Consider the following 22,232-nt stretch of genomic DNA (forward strand, 5'->3'; position numbering starts at 1 on the left):
GCCGAAGGCGGGCGCCGCACTGCAGGCGAACCCTGGCCGCTACCTGGGCCAGGCGATGCGACCGGTCGGCGAGACGCCGATGATCCGCGTCCGGGGGCGCGTACCCACAACCTCAAGAACATCGACGTCGACCTGCCGCGCAACCAGCTGGTCGTCATCACCGGGCTGTCGGGCTCGGGCAAGTCCTCGCTGGCCTTCGACACGCTGTACGCCGAGGGTCAGCGCCGCTACGTCGAGAGTCTCTCGGCCTATGCGCGGCAGTTCCTCCAGCTGATGGACAAGCCCGACGTCGACGTCATCGAAGGCCTGTCGCCGGCGATCTCGATCGAGCAGAAGGCCACCAGCCACAACCCGCGCTCGACGGTCGGCACCGTCACCGAGATCCACGACTACCTGCGCCTGCTCTATGCGCGCGCCGGCACGCCGTTCTGCCCCGACCACCATCTGCCGCTGGAGGCGTCGAGCGTCGGCCAGATGGTCGACGCGGTGCTGGCGATGCCCGACGAGTCGCGCCTGATGGTCCTCGCCCCGGTCGTGCGCGATCGCAAGGGCGAGTTCGTCGAGCTGTTCCAGGACCTGCAGGCGCAGGGCTATGTGCGCTTCCGCGTCGACGGGCAGACCGTCGAGGTGACCGAACTGCCGGCGCTGAAGAAGGCCGAGAAGCACGACATCGACGTCGTCGTCGACCGCATCAAGCTGCGCCACGACAGCGCCGATACGCTGCGCCAGCGTCTGGCCGAGAGCTTCGAGGCCGCGCTGCGCCTGGCCGACGGCCGCGCGCTGGTGCTGGACATGGACAGCGGCACGGAAGCGATCTACTCCAGCAAGTTCGCGTGTCCGATCTGCAGCTATTCGCTGCCCGAGCTCGAGCCGCGGCTGTTCTCCTTCAACTCGCCGGTGGGCGCCTGCCCGTCCTGCGAAGGTCTCGGCCAGGTCACCGTCTTCGATCCGGATCGCGTCGTCGCGTTCCCGACGCTGAGCCTGGCCAGCGGCGCGGTGAAGGGCTGGGACCGGCGCAACGCGTACACCTTCTCGATGCTGGAGACGGTGGCCAAGCACTACGGCTTCGACATCGAGCTGCCCTTCGAGGAGCTCCCCGAGCAGGCGCGCCAGGTCTTGCTGCAAGGCTCCGGCGACGACGAGATCACCTTCACCTACGAGGCCGAGGGCGCGAACGGGAAGAAGCGCAGCGTCAAGCGCGCCCATCCCTTCGAAGGCATCCTGCCCAGCCTGACGCGGCGTTATCGCGAGACCGACTCGGCCGCGGTGCGCGAGGAACTCGCGCGCTACCAGAGCGCCAAGCCTTGCCCCCAGTGCGAGGGCTCGCGCCTGCGTCGCGAGGCTCGCAACGTCCTGCTCCAGCCGGCCGAAGCCGTCGAGGGCGAACGCGGCAAGCCGATCTACGAGGTCGAGCACGCGACGCTGCGCGAGGCGCTGCATTACTTCGAAGGTCTGAAGCTCAAGGGCGCGAAGGCCGAGATCGCCGACAAGGTGATCCGCGAGATCGCCTCGCGGCTGCACTTCCTCAACGACGTCGGCCTCAACTACCTGAGCCTGGACCGCAGCGCCGACACGCTGTCCGGCGGCGAGGCGCAGCGGATCCGGCTCGCGTCGCAGATCGGCTCCGGCCTGACCGGCGTGATGTACGTGCTGGACGAGCCCAGCATCGGCCTGCACCAGCGCGACAACGACCGCCTGATCGCCACGCTGCGCCGGCTGCGCGACCTGGGCAACTCCGTCCTCGTCGTCGAACATGACGAAGACGCGATCCGTGCCGCGGACCACGTGCTGGACCTCGGTCCGGGCGCGGGCGTCCACGGCGGCCGGATCATGGCGCAGGGCACGCCCGAGGAAGTCGCGGCCAACCACGAGTCGTCGACCGGTCGTTACCTGAGCGGCCTCGAACGCATCGAGGTGCCGAAGAAGCGGCATGCGCTGTCCGACAGCCCCGATCCGCGCACGCTGAAGATCGTCAATGCGCGCGGCAACAACCTGAAGGGTGTGACCGCGGAGTTCCCGGTCGGACTGCTGACCTGCGTGACGGGCGTATCCGGCTCCGGCAAGAGCACGCTGGTCAACGACACGCTGTACGCGGCCGTCTCGCGCAAGCTCTACCAGAGCCATGCCGAGCCGGCCGAGCACGATGAGATCGAGGGCATGGACGCCTTCGACAAGGTCATCAACGTCGACCAGTCGCCGATCGGCCGCACGCCGCGCTCGAACCCGGCGACCTACACCGGCCTGTTCACGCCCATCCGCGAGCTGTTCGCCGAGATGCCTACCGCGCGCGAGCGCGGCTACGGCGCAGGCCGCTTCAGCTTCAACGTGGCCGGCGGCCGCTGCGAGGCCTGCCAGGGCGACGGCGTGCTGAAGGTCGAGATGCACTTCCTGCCCGACGTCTACGTCCCTTGCGACACCTGCTTCGGCAAGCGCTACAACCGCCAGACGCTGGAGGTCCTCTACAAGGGCAAGAACATCTCGGAGGTGCTGGGCCTGACGGTGGAGGATGCGTTGCCGTTCTTCAGCGCGGTGCCGACGCTGGCGCGCAAGCTGCAGACGCTGATGGATGTCGGCCTGGGCTACGTGAAGCTGGGACAGAGCGCGACGACGCTGTCGGGCGGCGAGGCGCAGCGGGTCAAGCTGGCGCTGGAGCTGTCCAAGCGGGACACCGGCCGCACCCTCTACATCCTGGACGAGCCGACGACCGGTCTGCATTTTGCGGACATCGCGCTGCTGCTGAAGGTCGTGCATCAACTGCGCGACGCCGGCAACACCATCGTCATCATTGAGCACAACCTCGACGTCATCAAGACGGCCGACTGGCTGATCGACATGGGTCCGGAGGGGGATCCGGTGGCGGACTGCTGCTCGTCGCGGGAACGCCCGAAGACGTCGCCGCCTGCGAGGCGAGCCACACGGGCCGTTACCTGAAGCCGTTGCTCGCGCGCGGCTGATCCAACACGGCGCCATCTCCATCGCACGGCTCGGTCGTTCGGATCGAGACGACCAGTGAAGTCAGACGGCCGTCTTACGCTTCACCGCAAACGCCAACACCCCCAACCCCAGCGCGAAGAGCAACCAGGTCTGCGGCTCCGGCACACCCGGCACGATGGGCAGGCTGCCGCCATTGCCACCGCTGTTCTGCGGGATCTGAGGCAGGGTGATGATGCCGGGATTCCCGGCGGGCGCAGGGGCGGGCCCGCCACCGGAGAGGCCGCTGCTGCTACCCGGCGTGGTGGGCGCGAGCAGACTGGTATCGGATGTCGCCGTCGGCGGCAGGCCCGCCGTGCGCGCGAAGCTGCCCGGGTCGCCGCCGCCGTCCGCGGCACCGGCTGCCGGCGGTTCGAACATCAGCGGATCGTCTTCATTCTTCGCCGTCTGCGCGCCGCCCGCGGCGGGCTTCAGCTTGCCGCGCGAGATGCGGCTCACATTGCGGCAGACCGTCGGCACCAGGATGCACTGGCCGTCCTCGCAGTACACGAGTCCGCGTTCCAGCGTCTGCTCGGTCCACTTGCCGCGCGTGACGGTCTTGCAGATCGAGCCGGCGCCGAAGTGCATGTCGCGGATCTCGGTGCCGTAGTCGTAGCGGCCGACGATGCTGTCGCGATGGATGTCGACGATCTCGTCGTACTGGCGCTCCGCCATGCGGCTCTTCAGCTTGGCGCGCGTCGCCGGCGGGATGTCCTTGTACCGGTCGACGGCCGCCACCAGATCACCCATGAATGGGTTGACCCCGGGGCGATCCCAGGAGCAGTTCGGCAGCGTCACCGTGGACGCGGCCAGCGCGAATGCGGCCACCAACGACATGACAAGTCTCTTTATTCGGCGGCCGCCTCCGTGAGAACACCTCGTCGGGGTCAGGCCTTGCCGGCAGTCTTTCCTGTATCGATCGGTGGGCTTGAATCACCAGATGTGACAGGAATTGATCGGCAGTGTAGGGAGCGAAACCCCGTCGCTCCGGGCCTTCCCCTCAGCCGGGGGTGTGGTCGCGCGTGGTTTTTGTCACACCGGCCTCACAGTTCGCACACCCGTGGGTAAAAGCACCGGCGGCATGGACAACGCTGCCGTCGGCGGCATTCACTGTTATCGTCTCCGTGTCCCCTGCCAGTCATCGCCATGTCGTCCCCCACCGCCGCCCGCCACGTCCTCTACGTCGAGGACGACCGCATCAACATCGTGCTGATGGAAGAGGTGTTCCGTCTGATGCCCGGTTGGACCCTGGACATCGCCGAGACCGGCGCACAGGCGATGGACGCCCTGTCGCGCGCCACCCCGTCGCTGGTGCTGATGGACATGAACCTGCCCGACATGAACGGTCTGCAGTTGATGGCCCTGGTGCGTGCCCAGCCTCAATTCGCCCAGCTGCGTTGCATCGCGCTTTCTGCGGACGTGATGGATGACCAGCGCCAGCGCGCGCGGGCAGCCGGCTTCCAGGACTACTGGCTCAAGCCGATCGACGTGCGCCAGTTGCGCGCGGCGCTTGAACGGCTCTGAGGCTCGCTGAGCGTGGTCCCTACGGGCCACGAGACGGGCGCAAGACGGACGCACTCCCGGCGCAAGACGGACGCAAAAAGCCCGCGCGAAGCGGGCCTTGTCCGGAATGCGGAAGAGCCTCTCGGCCCCGGCCGCTCAATCCTTCAGGTGGCTGTTGATCAGACGGGTCATCTCGAACATGTCGGCCTTGGCCTTGCCGAAGATTTCCTTCAGCTTGGCATCGGCGTTGATGACGCGCTTCTGCGCCGGGTCCTGCAGGTTGTGCTTCTTGATGTATTCCCAGACCTTCTTCACCACGTCGGTCCGCGGCAGCGGCTTGTCGCCGACGATCGCGGCCAGCGCGGCGCTGGGGGTCAGGGCCTTCATGAAGGCGGCGTTGGGGGTGCGCTTCTTCGCGGGCGCGGCAGCCTTCTTCGCAGGGGCTGCCGCCTTCGTCGCGGGCGCGGCCTTCTTCGCCGGTGCCGCCTTCTTCGCGGGAGCGGCGGCCTTCTTCGCCGCCGGAGCCGCCTTCTTGGCCGGTGCCGCCTTCTTGGCGGGCGCAGCCTTCTTCGCAGTTGCCATTTCGATTCTCTCCATCAAGGGTTGTTGATGTGCCGGGCCCTGGTGAAGGTCTGACGCCTTCGGTACTCGATGGCACCCTGCGCGGGCAATGGTACTGCGCACCTCTGCCATTGAGAAGGCTTTACCGGGGGAAACGGCCCCGAAGTCAACGTGCGGCCCCGTGTTTGTCGCAGGCGCGCATCAATCTCCGCGTGTCCTACGCGCGCCGCACGTCTTCACCTACGGGGTTCCCCGTGGTCATCGCGTCGTGCGCGAGTCGTGTGCGCGCCGGCGCGAGACCGCGATGCGCCGCTCAGTAGACGTCGCGGCGGTAGCGGCCGTCGCGGATGAGGCCGTCGACATCGGCGTCGCCGAGCGACTCGCGCAGCACCGCGTCGACCGCGCCGGCCATCCCTTGCAGGCTGCCGCAGACGTAGAGCGCGGCGCCGTCCGCGATCCACTCGCGCAGCCGTTGCGCGTGGCGCTCGAGCAGATGCTGCACATGCACGCGCTCGATCTGGTCGCGCGAGAAGGCCCAGTCCGCGTGCGCGATCAGGCCGTCGCGCTGCCAGGCGTCGATCTCGTCGCGGTAATGCGCGTCGTGCGCCGACTCGCGTTCGCCGAACAGCAGCCACGCGGGTGCGTTCGACGTGTCCATGCGGGTCATCGCCCGTGCCTTCAGATGCGCGCGCAGTCCCGCCAACCCGGTCCCGTTGCCGACGAGGATCAGCTTGCGATCGGCGTTCCCACCGATGCGGAAGCTCGCATGCGCACGCAGGCGCATGGCGACGGTGCCGTCGAGCGGCAGCCCTTCGGTCAGCCAGCCCGACGAGCGTCCCGGCGTGCCGTCCTCGCGCGTGGTGCGGCGGACCATCAGCTCGACGCGTCCGTCAGCCGGCAGCGAGCAGATCGTGTACTCGCGCGGCCGCTGCGCGTCGTGGTCGACGTCGCCGGCCTGGTCGGCACCCTCGGTCGCGACGCACACCTGCACGAGGTCCCCCGCTTCCCAGACCGGCAGCGGCGAGCCGTCCGCCGGCGTCAGTTCCAGATGGAACACCGGACCGCCCTGGCTGCCCGGATTCAAATGCCGCCGCGCGTTCAGGCGCCACGACGAGTAGACCGGCGTTTCCCATTCCGCCAGATCAGCGGTACCCGCGAAGTGACTGAGCCGTTGGCGCCATTGGGCCAGCGCGTGCTCGTCGGCACGATCGGCGTCGATGCGGTCGAACATCGGCCGCGCGCCGCGCTCGTGCAACCAGGCATCGAGTGCACGCCCGAAGCCGCAGTAATGCGTGTAGGTCGAGTCGCCCAGCGCCAGCACGCCGACCTCGAGCGAAGACAGGTCCAATGCGGGTCCGTCGGCCGCCATCACGTCACGCGCGAATGGCGCGGCGCTGTCCGGCGCATCGCCTTCGCCGTAGGTGCTGGCAATGAACAGCGCATGACGCGCACCGCGCAAGGCGTCGCGATCGATCTCGCCGAGCGACGCCACGCGCACCGGCATGCCGGCCAGGTGCAGCGCCTTGGCGGTCTGCCAGGCGAGTTCCTCGGCCTGGCCGGTCTGGCTCGCGTGCAGCACCAGCACCGTCGGGCCCGCGTCGGCGGCGGGCAGCAACGCGGCAGCGGCGTCGGCCGCCTGCCGCAACCGGCGGCGATGTCGCCACCAGACGGCGGCACACATCAGCAGGTAGAGCGCGACCAGCAGCAAGGCCGTCGCGGGTCGGGACAGGATCGCAGCCATCAGGACATCACAGCATCAGCGCGCGCATCGCCGTGGAGAAACGCTCCTCGAAGCCGCCGCCTTCAGAAGGCGCGCGACGCCGCACCAGCAGCGCGGCCAGTCCGAGGCGCTCCGCGAGCGCGAGGCCCTCGTCCGGGCCGAGCACCATCAACGCCGTCGACCAGCCGTCGGCCCACATCGCGCTGCCGTGCACGACGGTGACCGATGCCAGGCCGTGTTCGATCGGACGCCGGCTGCGCGGATCGATGGTGTGGGAACGCCGCGGCCCGTCGGCCTCGTCGAAGAATTTCCGGTAGTCGCCGGAGGTCGCCACCGACAGGCCGTGCAGCGCGATGCGCACCGGCGCGAGGCCGCAATCGGCGGACGGCGGCTCCAGGTCGACCCACCACGGTTGACCTTCCGGCTTGAGCCCGGCACCGCGCAGCTCCCCGCCGATCTCGACGAGGTGGTCCGGAAGACCCAGCGCCGAGAGGACGGCGGACACGCGGTCGACCGCGAAGCCCTTGGCGATGGCCGACAGATCCAGCGTGGCCGCGCCGGGTTGGGTGAGCACGCGTCGCGCTCCATCCCACGGGACTGAATCCCAGCCGCAATGGACGCGATCGCAGTCCTCGGCCGACGGTGCGCGGAAGCCGGGCGCATCGTGGCGCGGCGCGAGCGCGGTCTCGCCCGAAGGACCGAAGCCCCACAGCGCGACGAGCGCGCCGGCGGTCGGGTCATAGGCGCCATCGCTCTCTGCGGCGATCCGCAGCGCCGCATCGACGACCGTGGCAAAGCCGTCCGGCAACGGACACGAGGTGCCTGCCGCCGCACGATTGAAGCGGCAGAGGTCCGAACCTGCATTCCAACTGCTCATCTGCGCGATCACCTCGTCGCAGGCGTGCACGACGGCCGCCTCGATCGCGGCGAGACGCAAGCCCGCCGGACCGATGAAGCGCGCGGACCAGGTCGTTCCCATCGACTCGCCGGCCAGCGCATGAACGGCCTGTCCGAGCGCCGGCGGCTCGCCCTCGATGCGCAGCGGAACGAGGACGCGCGGCTCGAGCGCGATGCCCGCGCCCCGCGTCGCCATCGTTCCGCGGGTCACGTTCACTTCGGCAGCACCTCGAAGGTGGCGCTCACGCTGGCGCGCTGCACCGGCGCTTCGCGCGTGCCGGTGGGCGCGTTCGGGCCGCGTGCCGGACCGGTGCTCGCGCCGATGAAGTAGCGGCCCGGCTCCGTCCATTCGACGGTGAACTCGCCCTTGGCGTCGGACTTGAGTTCGACCTCGCCGAACTTGTAGCGGTAGCGGTTGCCCTCGCGGATCAGCTTGAGCTGCACGTCGGCGGCCGGCTTGCCGTCCAGCACCAGGCGGAACTTCGTCTTGTCGCCGTGGCTCAGGTCGGTGACCGGACCCAGCGGCAGCAGTTCCAGGCCGTCGCCCTCCGGCTTGAAATCGACCTTGCCGGCCTCTTCCTTGCTGACGAAGGTCTGCTGGCGGTTGCTCATCACCGTCAGCGCGGTGACCTCGGCGTCGGCCGGCACGTCCTTGGCGAAGCTCTCCTTGGTACCGCGGAAGCGCTTGGTCTCGCCGCCCTGCTTGTACGCGCCCATCAGCGACTGGCTGACGTTGCTCACGCGCCAGGTGCCGTCCTGCGTCAGCTTCACGTCGAAGCTCTCGCGGTGACGGGCGGCGCTGCGGTTCTCGGCCTCGACGGTCTTGCCGTCGGGCGCGGTGATGCGCAGCGTCTCCAGCTTGAGCGCGCGCTCGAAGTTGAAGAGGTCTTCCGAGACGGCCGCGTCGAACGACGCCACCGGCTCCTTGCCGTCGAAGGCCGCCTTGTTGGGCAGCAGCCAGGTCATGTGCGCCTGCGCGGTCAGCGGGAGCAGCGCGGCGATGGCCAGCGCGACGGGAGCGATCCGGGCAGCAATCGAAGTCTTCATCATGGTCAGTTCCTCCGTGTCTTGTCGTGGAGCCTGTCGCGACGCGATCAGGGCTTGACCGTCAGTTCCAGCGCGCCGAGCTCGTGCTCGCCCTGCGCCTTCTCCGTCGCGGCGGCCTTGACCGGCCAGGTCAGCGGCAGGCGTTGCACCTCGCGGCCGCCGGCCTCCCGGCTGGACTCGACGACCACTTCGTACTTGCCCGGAGGCAGCGCGGCGAGCGCGGCGCTGGTGTCCAGCGAGATCGCGTGCTCGCCCGGGGCGCGCGTGGCGGCAGTGACGCCGTCGGCGGGCACGGTCAGGTTGCGGCCGCCCTGGCGCCACCACTGGCGCATGTCCTTGAGCCACTTGGTGCCGGCGTTGTTCTGCTTCTTGGTGTCGTACCAGACGGCCAGCTGCGCGACGGCCGGGCCGGATTCGCCGGCCTTCTCGACCCACACGGCAATGTAGGGACGGTGGTATTCGGCAACGTTGAGGCGCGGCACTTCCAGCTTGAGCTGGACGGTGGCGGCCCAGGCGGAGGAGCCCACGGCCAGGGTCCCCAGCGTGCCGAGGGCACCGAGCTGGAGGAGGGTACGACTTGCGGAGCGATTCATGGTCGAGTCTCGGTTGAAGGTCGGGAGGATCCTGGCGGCGGCTCGGAGCGGAAAAAATCAATGGATCAGCAGCAGCGCCAGCAGCGCCGGGATCACGAGACCCAGGCCGACGAGCGGCCAGGTGCTGGGGCGGCTGACCGCATGGAACTTGAGGATCAGCAGGCCGGTGATCGAGAACAGCAGGCAGGCGACGGCGAAGATGTCGATGAACCAGCTCCAGGCCACGCCGGCGTGGCGGCCCTTGTGCAGGTCGTTGAGGTAGGAGATCCAGCCGCGATCGGTGTCCTCGAACTCGACCTCGCCGCTGTCGCGTGCGATGCGGATCCACGCGTCGCCGCCCGGGCGCGGCAGCGCGAGGTAGATCTCGTCGCGGTTCCACTCGGCCTCGCGGCCGTCGATCGCGCGGCCCAGCTCCTTGGTCAGCCACGCGCGAACCAAGACCGGCACCGGCGCCTTGCTGTCGGGCTCGTTGGCGGACTTCGGCTTCAACGGCGCGGCCAGTTCTCCCGGCAGTTGCGCGGTCTTGCTGACGATGGCCGGCTTGGACTCGATGTCGGCCGCGTGGTTCAGCGTGATGCCGGTGACGGCGAACAGGATCATGCCGATCAGGCAGATCGCCGAACTGATCCAGTGCCACTGGTGCAGCTGCTTCAGCCAGCCGGACCGCTTCACGGCGCTGCCCGCAGGGCTGCCGGCATGGCCGCCTGGATTCGTGCGCTTGGGTCCGCTCATGTCTCGGCCCAGAGCCGCAGCAGGTTGTGATAGTGGCCGGTGAGCGCCGTCGTCTCGGCGTCGTCGCCGAGCCGGCCGCGCAGCTTCTGGATGGTCTGGTCGAGCTCGTACAGCATCGCCCGCTGCCAGTCCTGGCGGATCAGGCTCTGCGTCCAGAAGAACGAACAGACGCGCGCGCCGCGCGTCACCGGTGTCACGCGATGCAGGCTGGTGCTCGCGTAGACGATGAGGTCGCCCGCGGGCAGCTTCACCTCGTGCGTGCCGTAGGTGTCGACGACCTCGAGCTCGCCGCCGTCGTACTCGTCGGGCTCGCTCAGGAAAAGGGTGGAGGACACGTCGCTGCGCAGCGGCTGGTCGCTGCCCTGCTGGCGCATGATCGCGCCGTCGACGTGGAAGCCGTAATGCTCGCCGCCCTCGTAGCGGTTGAACAGCGGCGCCAGCGTGCGCAGCGGCAGCGCCGCCGAGATGAACAGCGGATGCCGTGCCAGCACCTCGCGGATGTGCGCGCCGATCTCGCGCGCGGCCGGATGCTCGACCGGCAGCTGCCGGTTCTGCTTGACCTTCGCGCCCTGCTCGCCCACGGTCGCGCGACCGTCGGTCCAGTCGGCGGCGTCCAGGAGCTTGCGCATCTCGCGCACGTCCTGCTTGCTGAGCACTTCGGGGATGTGAAGAAGCATGTCCGGATCGAATCAATTCAGGAGGTGAGGACGGACGACGGCCCGCCCCTGCTAGGACAGGGACGGGCCGGCCGTACGCTACCTCAAACGCTCAGGCGTCGATCAGAAGCCGATGTTGGCCGACAGCGTCGCCGCGCGCGGAGCGCCCAGCACCAGGCGACCGCCGCCGTTGTTCAACGAGCTCATGTACTTCTTGTCGAACACGTTGGTCACGTTCAGCTGCAGCGAGACGTTCTTGTTGACGCGGTAGGCGCCCATCACGTCCATCACGGTGTACGCCGGCAGTTCCGGCAGGCCGGTCGACGGCGCCGCGGCGACGGTGACCACGCGCTTCTGCTCGGACGTGTGACGCGCACCGACGGCGCCGGTCCAGTCGTTCCACTGGTACGACGTCCACAGCGTGGCGGACCACTTCGGCGACCAGCGCACGCCGTCCGTCACCGTCTGGGTGGGGTTGGTGGCGGTGGAGGCGGCGCGCTGGTTGATCTGCTTGGTGTCCATGGTCTGGACGCCGGCGGTCACCTGCCAGAAGTTGGTGAGCTGACCCACTGCGGCCAGCTCGATCCCTTGCACGCGGGTCTTGCCGCCTTGCGTGGCGACGTTGGTCAGCGCGTCCACGCTCACCTGGCCGTCGTTCTCGCTGCGGTACAGCGCGGCCGTCAGGTTCAGGCGCTTGCTCAGCAGGTCCCACTTGGTGCCCAGCTCGACGTTCTTCGTCTCCTGCGCATCGGCAGCCGTGCTGGCCTGACCCGAGGTGCTGAGCGAGAAGTTGGCGCTGCCGGGAGGCGTCAGCGAGTTGGCCACGGCGGCGTAGACCGTGCCGTTGTCGGCCAGCTTGTACACGGCACCCAGGTTCCAGCTGGTGATCCACTTGCCGGCGTTCAAGCGCGAGGTGCTGATCGTGTTGATGTTGGAGCCGGTCGCGGCGCCCTGCGCCAGGACCACCGAGCCGGTGGTGGTCTTGATCTTGTAGTGCTCGGTGCGCACGCCCAGCGTGAGCTTGAGCGCGTCGGTCACGGTCAGCGTGTCCAGCGCATAGATCGCCTGCGTGATGGTGCTGCCTTCGCTGTCCGCGCCCGTGCGGTAGGGCATGCCGAGCACGTCGTTCGCGTTGGGGTTGTACAGGTTGGCCGCGGGGTTGGCGATGGCGGTGTAGCCGACGCCATTGATGCTCTGGGTCGTGGTGCCGAAGCCCAGGCTGTCCTGGCTTTCGTACATCAGCTCGACGCCCGTGGCCAGGTCATGCTTGATGCCGCCGGTGTTGAACGCGGCGTTGATGCTGGTCTGGTTGGCCAGGATCTCGTTGGTCTGGTCCACGCGCTGACGCGAGCGGGCGATCTGCCAGGTCGACGGGTCCGCGGTCACGATGCCGGCGGCGGTGCCCGTGCCCGGCACGTTCGTGATGCCGACGATGCCGGTGATGACGCGGTCCATGTGGGTCCGGCCATAGCGTGAGGTGTTGCGCACGGTCAGGCCGTTGCCGATGTCCATCTCCAGCTTGGCCGTGACCATGTCGGCCTTGACCTTCTCGCGGTCGTTGCGGCTGCCGTAGTAATTGTCGGAGTCCACTTTGGCGGCGGTCTTCAGCGCGTTCAGACCCGCGATGACTGCGGGCGTCGCGCCCGCGGCCGGGTTCGCGACGGTGAACCCTTCCCAGCCGATCGCCGGGATGCCGCCGTCCGGCACATTGTTCTGACGCACGTGCTGCGAGTACAGGAAGAAGCGCGTCGGCGTGTTCAGGCCGAAGGCGATCCCCGGCGCGATCGCGTGCGTCTTGCGATCCACGATGTCGCGACCCGGCACGCCGTTGTCCTGCCACACGGCATTCAGGCGCACGGCGGTGTTGTCCATCACCTTCTGGTTCACGTCGATCGAGGCGCGCTTGCGGCTGGCATCACCGACCGTGATCACGCCGTCGATCGAGTTCTCGATCTGCGGCAGCTTGCTGATCAGGTTGATGTAGCCGGCGGACGCGCCGCGGCCCGTGTCGGCGCCCGAGGGGCCCTTCACGACTTCGATCTGCTCGATATTGAACACGTCGCGCGTGACCGCGCCCAGGTCGCGGATGCCGTCGACGAAGGTCGAGGTGCTGGCCGAGAAGCCGCGCATCTGGAAGGTGTCGCCGGCGGAGGTGTTGCCGTTCTCACCCAGCTGCATCGTGATCCCGGGGGTGTTCTGCAGCGCGTCGATCAGCGAGACCGCGCCCTGCTCCCGCAGCACTTCCTTCTTGATCACCGAGATCGTCTTGGGCGTTTCCAGCAGCGGCTGGGTCAGCTTCGAGGACGCGCTCTTGTCGGTCTTGTAGTCGGACTGGGCCGTGCCTTCGACCTTCACCTGCGGCAGGTAGGGCGCGGCGGCGGCGGAAGCGGTCGAGGCGTCTGCGGGTGCCGGGGTTTCGGCGGCGTGGGCCAGCGGGAAGGTCAGGGAGGCGGCCAGTGCGGCCAGCGGGGCCACCGCATGCTTGCGGCTCTTGATGTAGCGGGACATGGAATCGAGCTCCGAGGGAAGTTCTTGTTGGAATCGGCTCGGCTGGCTGCGCGTGCTGGCGGCGTCGTCCCGACGCTTCACGGCGCACGGTGGCGAGGCCCCTCCCTGGTCGCGACTGGCTGGCGGTGGCGGGTGATTGAGGCCGGACGGGTCTCAAAGGCCGCAAATGCTAAGCATTCTCATTTGAGTGTGTCAAAGATTTGCGTTGCGGAGGTCGTTGCGCGTGGCGAACGCGCGACGTCCCTGTTTCTGTTCTGTAAAGCACAAAACCCGCGGGACGCTGGCGCGTCGCGCGGGTTTCGGGGAAGAGACCGACGGGCAATCCATGCCCGTCGTCGTCCTCAGTTCAGCGGTTCGGCCTTGCTTTCCGGAGACACGGGCAGCTTGGGCGCCGTCTTGAGGCTCCAGATCATCGTGATCGCCAGGATCGCGACCACGACGCCCAACGAGAGCAGCACCGGGATCTTGATCACGTCGATCAGCATCATCTTCGCGCCGATGAACACCAGCACCACCGCCAGGCCGTAGCTGAGCAGATGGAACTTGGACGCCATCGCCGCCAGCAGGAAGTACATCGCGCGCAGGCCCAGGATCGCGAAGATGTTGGAGCTCAGCACGATGAACGGATCGTTGGTGATCGCGAAGATCGCCGGGATCGAGTCCACCGCGAAGATCACGTCGGTCATGCCCACCAGCGCGATCACCAGCAGCATCGGCGTGGCGATGCGCTTGCCGTTCTCCAGCGTGAAGAAGCGCTCGCCGTCGAAGTTCTTGCTCACCGGCAGCACGCGGCGCAGCAGCTTCAGCGCCGGGTTGTCCTCGAGGTCGGGTTCCTGGCCGGCCGCCCACCACATCTTGATGCCGGTGATCAGCAGGAAGGCGCCGAAGAGATAGAGGATCCAGTGGAACTGCGCGATCAGCCAGCCGCCCACCAGGATCATCACCGTGCGCAGCACGATGGCGCCGATGATGCCCATCATGAGCACCCGCTTCTGGTAGGCCGAGGGCACCGCGAAGTAGGTGAAGATCATCAGGAAGACAAAGATGTTGTCGACCGCCAGCGACTTCTCGATGAGATAGCCGGTGATGAACTCCAGCGCCTTGGTGTTGGCGAGTTCCGTGCTGCCGGTGCCGTCGCGCACGGCCCACCAAAGCAGGCCCATGAAGGCGACGCTCAGCGCCACCCACACCAGCGACCAGTTGATCGCTTCCCTGACGCCCACGTCATGCGCGCCCTGCTTGCGCAGGACGACGAAGTCCAGGATGAGGGACACCACGACGATGCCGACGAATACCACCCACAGCCACATGGGGACGATCGTGCTCATGAGAGCTCCTTGCAAGAGGCGGACGGCGTGCCCGAGCATGCGCCGTCCCGGTTTCAACGACAACGCACCGCCACGAGGGCGGCACGGTGCGGCCGAAGGGTCTTGCAAGGCTGATGCGGTTCGCGGTCTGGCGACCTTGCGAATCCGGCATCAGGTGCAGGGCCCGGCTGCCTTCACGGCAACGTCTTGACGGGCGTCTGCCGCGGCCTGGGCCGCGCGGCTACTCCCCTTCGGAAGGTTCGAATTATCCTGCGTTGTTGTCGATTTCAAGTTCGTATTTTCCTGATGATCGATGCCGGTATGCTGAGCGCATGAAAACGCTGACCCGTTGGATGCTGCTGGCCGCCGCGCTGCTGCTGGTGGCGCATCTCTATCCCGGCGTGCAGGTGAAGGGCTTCGTCACCGCACTCATCGCGGCCTTCGTGCTCGGTCTGTTCAACACGATCCTGCGACCGGTACTGGTCCTGCTCACGCTGCCCGTGACACTGCTGACGCTGGGGTTGTTCCTCTTCGTCATCAACGCGCTGCTGTTCTGGGCGACGGCCAGCGTGCTGGACGGCTTCACCGTCGCCGGTTTCAGCGCGGCCTTGATCGGCTCGCTGATCTACTCGCTGTGCGGCATGGCGATCGACGTGCTGATCGAACGCCTGTTCCCCGACAGCGAGTGACTCGCGGTCAGGGCTCGGCGCCCTGCGGCACGCCGCGCGGATACATCTCCATCAACATCTGGCGACGCTCGTAGCGCAGGTCGCGCAGGCGCGAGTCGATCACCGAAGCCTCGAACTGGTCGGCTGACCTCGCGCGGCCCTGCCGCTCCGCGGAGGCCAGACGGTCGATCGCTCCGGTGATGTCACCGAGCGCCGCCCGCGTCTCTCCCTGCGCGCGCAGCGACCGCAACGGTTGACCCAGCTGCTGCCACAAGGTGCCGCTTTCCTGCCATGCCAGCGCATCCTGCGCATGCAGCGCGAGGTGCGTCTGCAGCGCCTCGGCGGCTTCACGCTTCACCTCCGGGCGTGGATCCGCCTGCGCCAGGTCGGCACGGATCATCAGCATCGGGCGCGAGCGTTCGTTCTTCAACGGCTCCAGCGCCGCGAAGCCGGCTTCAGGCTTCCCGCGAGCCACTTCCAGTTCAGCGTGCGCGTAGACCAGCAGGCGCTTCGCGCCCGGATCGGCTCCCAGCAGACCGGCCAAGGCATCGGCGGTCTTCAAGGTGGCCTCGGCGCGGGAGAAGTCGCGCAGCTTGATCGAGGCCAGTGCGCTGGTATAGCGGGCGGCCAATTGGTCGATGTTCTTCTCTCCGGCCCGCGATCCGGCGTCCAGGCCCTGGAGCACCCGCCAAGGGTCGGTCCGCTGGTCCATCAACACCTTCGCACGCGCCGCCATCAAGGCATGTTCCGAAGTGCCGACCAGCCTGGCCTGGCTGCTCGTGCCCAGCCGTGCCTTGGCTTCACCGATGCGTTCGCTGGTCAGCGGGTGACTGCGCAGGTAGGGGTAGGCGCCCGAGTCCATCAGGTGATAGGCCTGTTCCATGCGCTCGAACATGCTGGCCATGCCGGCCGGCTGGTAGCCGGCCTGCGTCATCACCTGGAAGCCGACCCGATCGGCCTCGCGTTCCATGTCCCGCGAGAAGTTCAGCTGTGCCTGCGCCGCCGCCGCCTGGCTGGTGACGATGGCCGCCTGCGCACCGTCGATGCTGCGGCTCTTCGCCGCGGCCAGGACACCCAGCAGCAGCCCGACCGTGGCCAGCGCGCTGGTGCGGGCGTCGCCGACGATGCTGCGTGCGATGTGCCGCTGCGTGACGTGCGACAGCTCGTGCCCCATCACAGAGGCCAGTTCGTCGCGCGCGCCGGTCATCGCGATCAGGCCCAGATGGATGCCGACGTAGCCACCCGGCAGCGCGAAGGCGTTCACCGAGCGGTCACGGACCAGGAAGAGTTCCCAGGCGAAGCGGTCACTGGTGTCATCGCTGATGTTGCCGAGGCGGCGCGCGGCGTCCACCAGCGGCTGCCAGGTGTTCTGCGCGTACTCGAGCAGCAGCGGATCGTCGATGTAGTCCGGGTCCGGGCGAATCTGCCGCATGACCTGGTCGCCAAGCTTCTTCTCGGCGCTGATGCTGACGTCGGCCGACACCGAGTCGCCCAGCGCCGGCAGGTTCACCTGCGCGACGGCGCCCTGGCCGAGCAAGGCTGCGCTGAGCAGCGCCGCCAGGCAGCGTCGGGTGAAGGGAATGGGGTTCGTTCGCTTCAAGGGATCTCCAGGGCCGGACCTATGATGACAGCTCTTCGGTTTCGCGATTGTTGCCGCGCTCATGAGCTCGCCTCTGACCCATTTTGACGCCAACGGACAAGCCCACATGGTGGACGTCTCCGGCAAGGATGTCACGCACCGCGTGGCCCGGGCCTCGGGCCGCATCCGGATGAAGGCCGAGACGCTGGCGCTGATCCGTGATGGCAACGCCAGGAAGGGCGACGTGATCGGGGTGGCGCGCATCGCCGCCATCCAGGCCGCGAAGCGGACCTCGGACCTGATCCCGCTCTGCCACCCGCTGCCGATCACGCGTGTCGCCGTCGAGTTCGAGCTCGATGAGCCGGCCAATGCCGTGATCTGCACCGCGCAGGTCGAAACCCTGGGACGCACCGGCGTCGAGATGGAAGCGCTGACCGCCGTGCAGGTCGGTCTGCTGACCGTCTACGACATGTGCAAGGCGGCGGATCGCGGCATGGTGATGGAGCAGATCCGCGTGCTGGAGAAGCAGGGCGGGAAGTCGGGCGAGTGGCACGCCGAGGTCTGAGCGCTTTGCGCCGCCTCTGAAGGTCCTCACCCTCCTCAAGGACGCGGTCAGCGCAATTCGCGGAAGCTGTATTCGCGCTGCGGCGGTTCGCATTGGAACGGCTTTGCCGCCGCACCGAGCGCGACGACTTCCTCGCATTCGCCGAGCCATTCCTCGCTGGCCGCATTGCGGAATTCGCGCAGCCGCTGCACCAGGTAGCGGGCCTTGTCGGTTTCGCCCACCGCGTTGAGCGACTTCGCCCAGGCCATCAGCAGGCGGGTGTCGATCAGATGGTGCCCAGTCTGCCGTGACGCCTCGAGCGCCACCGCGCCGGGAGGCTGCACGGTCGCTTCGGCATAGTCGGCCTGCAGTGCGAAGAGCGGAGAGCGCTGGCCTGCGAGGATTCGATCGTCGAGCGACGCGGCGCCCGCCGGCGGCGCATAGATGTGGACGATGCGCAGATAGTCGACGACCACCAGCGGCACCGCCGCCGTGATGGCCAGTCCGAGCACGGCGAGTGCTGGGCGCCGAGACACCGGCGCATCCGCTGGCCGCGCGACCGGAGCGCTTCCCGGCACATCGGCGGTCCGCTTTCCCGACAGGCACAGGCCGAAGGCCAGCGCGGCAGGCAGGAGGAAATAGGCATACCAGAGTGGGTACTCGACTTGGCTATGGACGCCGATCATCGCGACGAGCATGCCGGCACAGTGCCCGGCGGGTCCGCTTTGAATGGCGCGCCAGAGCCCCGTCGCCAAGCCCCAGGCCAGCAGGCCGAGCGTCAACAATCCCAACGGCAGGCCCATCTCGACGAGCAACTGCATCTCGAGGTTGTGCGTGTGGTCGAAGAACGCCACCGGCCGATCCGGGAAGGGTGTCAGGGTCCAAGCCAGGTTGAAATCTCCCCAGCCCGAGCCCGTCAGCGGGTACTGCTCGAGCAGGCCGACGGCGTTCTTGAGAATGGCGAGACGCGACGGCGACCCGGCGCCTTCGTCGGAAAGCCGCGACTGTGCACGGAAGGCGTGATGACCCCCTGCGGCGTACAGGTCCATCAGGCCCCAGCAGATCCCGAACATGGCCGCGGTGGAGACCAACGCGATTCGGACACGAGGCGCCAGCCGCCCATCGATCGCCCCCCAGATCACCAGCAGGGCAATACCGATCCATCCGGTTCGGGAACCGCTGAGCACCACGCAGAACACGAACAGGAACAGCATCACGTACAGCGCTGCCGTTCCCGCCTGCACGCTGCGGAGCCGCCGGCCCAGCCAGCCGCCCTGCTCCAGCCAGACGGCGCCGACACAGGCCCACATCAGCAGACTGGCGAGGTGATTGGGTTGCCGCATGTTCCCGACGGCACTGCCGACGACACCCGATCGCGCGATCAGGACACCGTTGGCCAGCTCCGGGAAGAACATCTGCACGATGCAGACCACCACGCTCAGCAGTCCCGCGCCGACGAGCGCGACACAGAAGAGCGTCAGCACCGCATCGCGCTGCCGGGTCGTGACCGCGCCACCGACCTGCACCGCCACCAGCGCGCCGAGCAGCATCGCCATGCTCGTGAGCGTCATGGACCAGGGGAGTCCATGCGTGAAGGGCGCGACGGCCGCCACGGCCGTCATCAACAGCAGGCCAAGCGACACGCCGTCAGGCCGCCAGCCGGCCTCCAGGGAGCGTCCCCACGCCAGTCCCGCGACCAGCAAGCCGAGGCCCGCGAACGCTGCCAGCTGGTTGTATAGCGTGGCAGATGGCGTCTGGTTGTAGGCGATCAGCGGCGCCAGCGTCACGCCGATCAGCAGCCCGAGGAGGGTCAGGATCTGGCGGTGAGGCGCGATGGCGGCGGCGGGAAAATCGGCGGCGGGCGCCGTCGCGGCAAGCGTCATGGACGATCCGGGTCGTGAGGTCAGGGCGGAACTCTAACGCCCGACGCGGCGCATCCGCCGCGCGGGATCAGAAACCGTCGAGCGGTGCGAAACCGACGGGGTCTCCGCTGGTCTTGTCGATCAGCACCGACCAGTCGGTGCTGCGCGCGATCATGGGGATCACAGCGAGTTGCTCCACGGGTTTGCCCGTCCGGGCGATGGCCTCATCCAGGGCCGCACGGTCCTTGGCACGGGCCATTAGCGGCTGGAGCTGTCGCGCCACCTTCAACGCCTGTTGGCGGCCCTCGGCGCCCCAAGGGCGCCAGAACAGCGGACGCGAGCCGATATCGGAGCCTGCCAACGCATTGAATATGACATCGCCGCGCTCCGTGTCCGACGGTTCGGCGGTGGCGACCAGGCGCGGCCCGTCCAGCGACAACGACCGCAGGCCTTCGACCGCGCGAGGGAGTTCCTCGCTCGCCACGTCATTGGCGGTCGTGACACGGAAGCGCTGCCCCTCCAACGCCAGCACCGCCGGGCGGGCGATGTAGACAGTGTGCAGCCCGTATCCCAGAGCCGCCAATTGCAGGGCAACGATGATCGTCAGGTCGCGCTTGAGCTCGCGCATCGGTTTGCGGATGTCGAAGATCGCCAGCGTGATCAACGGCCCCATGACGATGTCCACCCCCATCACGAGGAAGAGCAGCTTTTCGCCCCCGGAGATGACGCGATAGGGCCATGGATACCAGAGCAACAGCACCAGCGCTGCCACGAGTGCCGCGACCACCAGGCAGCTGAGTAGATGGACGGCGGAGGCGCCCGCACGGCGCCGCCATTCGAAGGGGGCTTTCATGGATGTCGTCATCAAAACCAGCCGTAGGACCAGAAACGAAAACTGAGGAACTGCTCGCCGATCGGCTTCTTCATCGGCTGACCAGTATGCAGGTGCGGGATGTCGTCCGGAACTTCCATGAGCGCTAGGCCGGTGGTCGTCACCAGCGTCGACAGGACGAGCGCACTTCCAATCACTCGCGGCAGCGCACGTTGCGCGGTCTCGGTCGGCTTCGCCGCGGGTCCGAGCGACATCAACAGCGCTACCAGCACCGCGATCCACATCTGCGAGATCGGCATGACCCAGTTGCCGGAAAAACCGCTGTCCACGAGCATCGACACCGTCGCAGCCAGCAGAGCGCAGGCTAGCACCGGCTGGTGGACTACCAGTCGACGGACTCGACTGAAGGCCCGCCGCAGGAATCTGACCGCGAGCCAAAAGATCAGCAGCGTGGCGGGAAGTCCGTACTCCGACAGCACCATCACGTAGACGTTGTGGGGATGGCCCGCGATCAGGTTGACGGTGTTGGTGAAGTGCATCGGCCCCACGCCCAGCCACGGTGAGGTCGCGAACAGGCTCAGCGCCTGATTAACCAGGAAGCCGCGGAAGTGGGGGCTCAGAATGTTGTCGGTCATCGCCTCGGAGGCGTGCTGGAACCAGAACACCCACAGCAAACCCATGACGACGGCGCCTGTGCCCAAGGTCCCGACAATCGTCAGCACATACCGCGCGCTCGCACGGCCGAAGACGGCAACCGTGACGACCGCGCCTACCAGCAAGGCAAGGATGGAGGCGCGGGCCAGATACAACGACAGGATCGCGCCACCGGTGACCAGCGCAATGCCGGCGGCCGCTTTCAGCCAACGCGGTGCGCCGGGCCTGAGCAGCACGACGCCCGCCAGCGGCAAGGAGATCGACTGCACATGGTTGAGGAAGCGACCATTGTCGAAACCGAAGATGATGTCCCACGGCGAGAAGAGCTCGCGTTGCAACACTGCACCGACCAGCAGGATGAGGGTCCAGATCACGCCATAGGCCGCCGCGCCGACGGCCACCACATCGAGGAATCGATCGCGCACCTGGGCATCATCGGTAAAGCATCGTGCCAGTGTCCGAGCGAGCAACAGCAAGCCGATAAAGAGCGCCACCTCCCGGAGGGCGATGAGCGGATGCGCGGCATGCAGGCAGGACGCGCCGATCAGCGCGGCCAACACGAGGTGCGGGCCCAGAACAGAAAGCTCTAAGGGGGCGAGCATCTTGGCGTCGAGAAGGCCCACGCGCATGCCGCGATCAGCAGTACCAGCAGCTGCGCGACGCGGGAGAAGTCATGCGGCCCCAAGCGACCCGGCCAAGCACTGTGCATCAACGGCACAGCCCAGAGCAACACCGCCAGCGCAATCAGCAGCCAGCGGGTCATGCGCATTGAGGAGATGAGAGGCGTTTTCAAGGCTAGCCAAATGGTAACGCCGCAGCTCCGCCCGACGCAGGGCAGCGGAACGACCAATGAAAAGGGAGCCCAAGGGCTCCCTTTCAAGAAGATGGCATTGAAGCCATCCGCTGATCTGTTTAGACCAGATTAGGTCGGCTTGCAGGAAGCCGGCAGGTACTTCAGGGCGATGCCGGTGGTTTCGTCGCCGCCGTTGGAGCAGGTCCACTTCATTTGGTCGGCGGTGGTGCTTTCGCGGGTGCCGGTCAGAACCAGGTTCTTGCCGTCAACGCCGGCGCCGATACCGGTGGTTGCAGCCTTGGCGGCCAGCGTCACAGACGTGTCGGTGCCCTTCGTGTACGTCAGCGACTGGACGTACTTTGTCGAGTTGAATTCCAGACCGAGCTTCGTGCCGTCAGCCGGGAAAGAGCCGTTCACCGACAGCCATTCCTGGATGGCAGCCTTGGGCTGGCTGGCCACACCGATGATTTCCGTGACCTTGGACTTCTTGATGTAGTCCGAGTAGGCCGGCAGAGCCACGGCAGCCAGAATACCGATGATCGCCACGACGATCATCAGTTCGATCAGGGTGAAACCTTGTTGAACGCGCTTCATAAAAACTCCAGAGAGGAAGTGGGGGTAGAGACAAACCCAATGTACGCAGGGCTCGTGCCAGCCGTCGAACTCCCTGATCTGTGCATGACATCACGGACTGGCGGCCGTGCGCCGGACTTCAAGTGACGCTTTTTGTCAGTCAGCTGCCCAGATTTGTCACCCGCGATGTCCCTGACAAGGTTTGTCAGATCGCTTCGTTCACCCGCTCTTAC

General features: G+C 67.4%; 18 protein-coding genes and 1 pseudogene. 4 read left to right on the forward strand and 15 right to left on the reverse strand.

Features of this window, described 5'->3' with window-relative positions:
* Nucleotides 1–120 precede the first annotated feature (120 nt).
* Nucleotides 121–2,954: pseudogene (gene uvrA, locus ACQ859_RS01250) on the forward strand (excinuclease ABC subunit UvrA).
* A gap of 61 nt (nucleotides 2,955–3,015) precedes the next feature.
* Here the strand turns inward: uvrA and ACQ859_RS01255 are convergent.
* The gene (locus ACQ859_RS01255) at nucleotides 3,016–3,807 is read right to left on the reverse strand and encodes an MHFG family PEP-CTERM protein (RefSeq protein WP_431264268.1); all 792 of its coding nucleotides are present in this window, start codon (nucleotides 3,805–3,807) and stop codon (nucleotides 3,016–3,018) included.
* A 309-nt stretch (nucleotides 3,808–4,116) separates the two neighbouring features.
* Here ACQ859_RS01255 and ACQ859_RS01260 point away from each other — a divergent pair, with 309 nt between their 5' ends.
* Nucleotides 4,117–4,494 carry a response regulator gene (locus ACQ859_RS01260; protein ID WP_431264269.1) on the forward strand — a complete coding sequence of 126 codons (378 nt, stop codon included), beginning with the start codon at nucleotides 4,117–4,119 and terminating at the stop codon, nucleotides 4,492–4,494.
* 135 nt (nucleotides 4,495–4,629) lie between these two features.
* On the opposite strand, the gene ACQ859_RS01265 is transcribed toward ACQ859_RS01260, so the two are convergent.
* The 9 genes from ACQ859_RS01265 to ACQ859_RS01305 all read right to left on the reverse strand — a co-directional run bounded on the left by ACQ859_RS01265 (nucleotide 4,630) and on the right by ACQ859_RS01305 (nucleotide 14,515).
* Complete coding sequence (locus ACQ859_RS01265; RefSeq protein ID WP_331616094.1) at nucleotides 4,630–5,055, reverse strand: SWIB/MDM2 domain-containing protein; 426 nt, start codon at nucleotides 5,053–5,055, stop codon at nucleotides 4,630–4,632.
* 292 nt (nucleotides 5,056–5,347) lie between these two features.
* The gene (locus ACQ859_RS01270; RefSeq protein WP_431264270.1) at nucleotides 5,348–6,775 is read right to left on the reverse strand and encodes a sulfite reductase subunit alpha; all 1,428 of its coding nucleotides are present in this window, start codon (nucleotides 6,773–6,775) and stop codon (nucleotides 5,348–5,350) included.
* A gap of 7 nt (nucleotides 6,776–6,782) precedes the next feature.
* Nucleotides 6,783–7,868, reverse strand: a complete 1,086-nt coding sequence (locus ACQ859_RS01275; RefSeq protein ID WP_431264271.1) for an FAD:protein FMN transferase — start codon at nucleotides 7,866–7,868, stop codon at nucleotides 6,783–6,785.
* Entirely contained in the window at nucleotides 7,865–8,701 is an 837-nt protein-coding gene (locus tag ACQ859_RS01280; protein WP_431264272.1) for a DUF4198 domain-containing protein, read from the reverse strand. The genes ACQ859_RS01275 and ACQ859_RS01280 overlap by 4 nt, the downstream gene beginning before the upstream one ends.
* 44 nt (nucleotides 8,702–8,745) lie before the next feature.
* On the reverse strand, nucleotides 8,746–9,291 hold the full coding sequence (locus tag ACQ859_RS01285; RefSeq protein WP_088408638.1) for a DUF2271 domain-containing protein: 546 nt from the start codon (nucleotides 9,289–9,291) through the stop codon (nucleotides 8,746–8,748).
* Between the two features lie 57 nt (nucleotides 9,292–9,348).
* Nucleotides 9,349–10,023, reverse strand: a complete 675-nt coding sequence (locus ACQ859_RS01290) for a PepSY-associated TM helix domain-containing protein (RefSeq protein WP_431264273.1) — start codon at nucleotides 10,021–10,023, stop codon at nucleotides 9,349–9,351.
* Nucleotides 10,020–10,700: a Fe2+-dependent dioxygenase gene (locus ACQ859_RS01295; RefSeq protein WP_431264274.1), complete on the reverse strand. Its 681-nt coding sequence runs from the start codon at nucleotides 10,698–10,700 to the stop codon at nucleotides 10,020–10,022. Before ACQ859_RS01295 ends, ACQ859_RS01290 begins: the two co-directional genes overlap by 4 nt.
* A 102-nt stretch (nucleotides 10,701–10,802) precedes the next feature.
* Nucleotides 10,803–13,187 (reverse strand): catecholate siderophore receptor Fiu, encoded by a 2,385-nt coding sequence (locus ACQ859_RS01300; RefSeq protein ID WP_431264275.1) that lies wholly within the window; start codon nucleotides 13,185–13,187, stop codon nucleotides 10,803–10,805.
* A gap of 341 nt (nucleotides 13,188–13,528) precedes the next feature.
* Complete coding sequence (locus ACQ859_RS01305) at nucleotides 13,529–14,515, reverse strand: TerC family protein (protein ID WP_431264276.1); 987 nt, start codon at nucleotides 14,513–14,515, stop codon at nucleotides 13,529–13,531.
* Nucleotides 14,516–14,826: 311 nt separating this feature from the next.
* Here ACQ859_RS01305 and ACQ859_RS01310 point away from each other — a divergent pair, with 311 nt between their 5' ends.
* On the forward strand, nucleotides 14,827–15,183 hold the full coding sequence (locus ACQ859_RS01310; RefSeq protein ID WP_297532188.1) for a phage holin family protein: 357 nt from the start codon (nucleotides 14,827–14,829) through the stop codon (nucleotides 15,181–15,183).
* A gap of 7 nt (nucleotides 15,184–15,190) precedes the next feature.
* Here the strand turns inward: ACQ859_RS01310 and ACQ859_RS01315 are convergent, their stop codons facing one another.
* On the reverse strand, nucleotides 15,191–16,762 hold the full coding sequence (locus ACQ859_RS01315) for a M48 family metalloprotease (protein WP_431264277.1): 1,572 nt from the start codon (nucleotides 16,760–16,762) through the stop codon (nucleotides 15,191–15,193).
* Nucleotides 16,763–16,823: 61 nt separating this feature from the next.
* Here ACQ859_RS01315 and moaC point away from each other — a divergent pair, with 61 nt between their 5' ends.
* A complete protein-coding gene (gene moaC / locus ACQ859_RS01320) occupies nucleotides 16,824–17,306 on the forward strand; it encodes a cyclic pyranopterin monophosphate synthase MoaC (protein WP_431264278.1) in 483 nt (160 codons plus the stop codon).
* A gap of 47 nt (nucleotides 17,307–17,353) precedes the next feature.
* Here moaC and ACQ859_RS01325 read toward each other — a convergent pair whose 3' ends face one another.
* The 4 genes from ACQ859_RS01325 to ACQ859_RS01340 form a co-directional block, all read right to left on the reverse strand.
* Nucleotides 17,354–19,168 (reverse strand): Wzy polymerase domain-containing protein, encoded by a 1,815-nt coding sequence (locus tag ACQ859_RS01325; protein ID WP_431264279.1) that lies wholly within the window; start codon nucleotides 19,166–19,168, stop codon nucleotides 17,354–17,356.
* Nucleotides 19,169–19,235: 67 nt separating this feature from the next.
* A complete protein-coding gene (tfpZ, locus tag ACQ859_RS01330) occupies nucleotides 19,236–20,012 on the reverse strand; it encodes a TfpX/TfpZ family type IV pilin accessory protein (protein WP_431264280.1) in 777 nt (258 codons plus the stop codon).
* A complete protein-coding gene (locus ACQ859_RS01335) occupies nucleotides 20,012–21,262 on the reverse strand; it encodes an O-antigen ligase family protein (RefSeq protein ID WP_431264281.1) in 1,251 nt (416 codons plus the stop codon). Before ACQ859_RS01335 ends, tfpZ begins: the two co-directional genes overlap by 1 nt.
* Before the next feature lie 293 nt (nucleotides 21,263–21,555).
* Nucleotides 21,556–22,020 (reverse strand): pilin, encoded by a 465-nt coding sequence (locus tag ACQ859_RS01340; protein ID WP_431264282.1) that lies wholly within the window; start codon nucleotides 22,018–22,020, stop codon nucleotides 21,556–21,558.
* Nucleotides 22,021–22,232: the final 212 nt, after the last annotated feature.

The sequence above is a fragment of the Roseateles chitinivorans genome (genome assembly GCF_050632235.1).
Taxonomy (GTDB): Bacteria; Pseudomonadota; Gammaproteobacteria; order Burkholderiales; family Burkholderiaceae_C; genus Roseateles; species Roseateles chitinivorans_A.

Bases quoted from the DNA above. Each gene is read 5' to 3' on its own strand.
- ACQ859_RS01335 (WP_431264281.1), bottom strand. From the start codon at position 21,262: ATGCGCGTGGGCCTTCTCGACGCCAAGATGCTCGCCCCCTTAGAGCTT.
- ACQ859_RS01270 (WP_431264270.1), bottom strand. From the start codon at position 6,775: ATGGCTGCGATCCTGTCCCGACCCGCGACGGCCTTGCTGCTGGTCGCG.
- ACQ859_RS01255 (WP_431264268.1), bottom strand. From the start codon at position 3,807: ATGTCGTTGGTGGCCGCATTCGCGCTGGCCGCGTCCACGGTGACGCTG.
- ACQ859_RS01340 (WP_431264282.1), bottom strand. From the start codon at position 22,020: ATGAAGCGCGTTCAACAAGGTTTCACCCTGATCGAACTGATGATCGTC.
- ACQ859_RS01325 (WP_431264279.1), bottom strand. From the start codon at position 19,168: ATGACGCTTGCCGCGACGGCGCCCGCCGCCGATTTTCCCGCCGCCGCC.
- ACQ859_RS01265 (WP_331616094.1), bottom strand. From the start codon at position 5,055: ATGGCAACTGCGAAGAAGGCTGCGCCCGCCAAGAAGGCGGCACCGGCC.
- ACQ859_RS01280 (WP_431264272.1), bottom strand. From the start codon at position 8,701: ATGATGAAGACTTCGATTGCTGCCCGGATCGCTCCCGTCGCGCTGGCC.
- ACQ859_RS01305 (WP_431264276.1), bottom strand. From the start codon at position 14,515: ATGAGCACGATCGTCCCCATGTGGCTGTGGGTGGTATTCGTCGGCATC.
- ACQ859_RS01260 (WP_431264269.1), top strand. From the start codon at position 4,117: ATGTCGTCCCCCACCGCCGCCCGCCACGTCCTCTACGTCGAGGACGAC.
- ACQ859_RS01290 (WP_431264273.1), bottom strand. From the start codon at position 10,023: ATGAGCGGACCCAAGCGCACGAATCCAGGCGGCCATGCCGGCAGCCCT.
- moaC (WP_431264278.1), top strand. From the start codon at position 16,824: ATGAGCTCGCCTCTGACCCATTTTGACGCCAACGGACAAGCCCACATG.
- ACQ859_RS01310 (WP_297532188.1), top strand. From the start codon at position 14,827: ATGAAAACGCTGACCCGTTGGATGCTGCTGGCCGCCGCGCTGCTGCTG.
- ACQ859_RS01300 (WP_431264275.1), bottom strand. From the start codon at position 13,187: ATGTCCCGCTACATCAAGAGCCGCAAGCATGCGGTGGCCCCGCTGGCC.
- tfpZ (WP_431264280.1), bottom strand. From the start codon at position 20,012: ATGACGACATCCATGAAAGCCCCCTTCGAATGGCGGCGCCGTGCGGGC.
- ACQ859_RS01295 (WP_431264274.1), bottom strand. From the start codon at position 10,700: ATGCTTCTTCACATCCCCGAAGTGCTCAGCAAGCAGGACGTGCGCGAG.
- ACQ859_RS01285 (WP_088408638.1), bottom strand. From the start codon at position 9,291: ATGAATCGCTCCGCAAGTCGTACCCTCCTCCAGCTCGGTGCCCTCGGC.